Annotated in this window: 2 protein-coding genes; both read right to left on the bottom strand. The window is 62.1% G+C overall.

Annotated elements, in window-relative coordinates:
• Positions 1–206 (bottom strand): 3-keto-5-aminohexanoate cleavage protein (locus AC1DU6_RS35120; RefSeq protein ID WP_477863181.1); only part of this gene is annotated, 206 nt, incomplete at its 3' end.
• A 90-nt stretch (positions 207–296) separates the two neighbouring features.
• Positions 297–573 (bottom strand): hypothetical protein (locus AC1DU6_RS35115; RefSeq protein ID WP_477863179.1); only part of this gene is annotated, 277 nt, incomplete at its 5' end.

The following is a 573-nucleotide window of genomic DNA, read 5'->3' as shown; positions in this document are numbered from 1 at the left end:
TGGTAGTAAGCGAGCTCCATCGAAGGCTTCCCGGTGGAAGGGTCCCTCACATGGATATGCACGATCGCGGCGCCGGCCTCGGCCGCCCCGAGACAGGCCTCGGCGATCTCCGCCGGCGTGATCGGCAGATGCGGTGTCTGTTCCGGAGTCGTCAGATTGCCGGTGACGGCACAAGTAATGAAGATTTTTTGACGCGGCGCCTGCATCGCCCGTGCTCCTGTCCGTTCTGCGGCCGTCGACATGACGGCCGATCTCATTTCAGTTTTTGCGGTGATGCTTTTTGGCAGCGCGTGCCGTTAAGACGGCAGACGTTCCGGCGATCCGATTTCCTCTGCGAGCGCGTTCAACGTCGCGGACAATGCGCGCGGAATATCGATCCGGCCGCCATCGTTCTGGCGCTTCGTCCAGCTGCGTTCACCCGGCGTACGTGGCGGCACCTGTGCGCGCGACCCGCGAATTTTCGCGAGCTCGGCGGACGCCTCATTGCGGAAGCCTTCGGCCGGCCGGAAGTGTTCGATATCGATTGCCAGAAACAGCAGTGAGCACAGAAACGGCTTCGAGAGATCGCCATAG

The sequence above is a fragment of the Roseateles sp. P5_B10 genome, from assembly GCF_056400485.1.
Note: the sequence above shows the minus strand (reverse complement) of the source record. Positions and strands in the feature narration are given on the sequence as shown.